Source organism: Nocardioides sp. AN3 (assembly GCF_054653495.1).
In genome coordinates, this window is the sequence record NZ_BAAIGC010000108.1 from 1 (window position 1) to 271 (window position 271).

Consider the following 271-nt stretch of genomic DNA (forward strand, 5'->3'; position numbering starts at 1 on the left):
TCTTCTTCCCGGCGGCACGCTTGGGCTTCTTCCCACCCGCGCCTGCTGTGCCGGCGCCGCCGCCGAGGCCGCCGAGGCTTCCGAGGCCGGCGGGGAGGGTGACTTCGAGGCGTTTGCCGCCGACCTCGACGATGACGGTCTGCTTCTCCTCGGCCTCACCGGCCTCGGCGTGGTCGCCGGTGTAGGGGGGGATCTGGTTGTCGAAGTCGGTCTCGATCCAGGTGGTGTAGACGCTGAAGGTGCCCTGACCGGTGGGGTTGGAGGGGCCGAC

General features: G+C 70.5%; 1 pseudogene. It reads right to left on the reverse strand.

The annotated features are described in order from the left end of the window. Positions 1 to 271: pseudogene (locus tag ACYQ1K_RS28010) on the reverse strand (acetyl-/propionyl-CoA carboxylase subunit alpha); the annotation flags it as partial.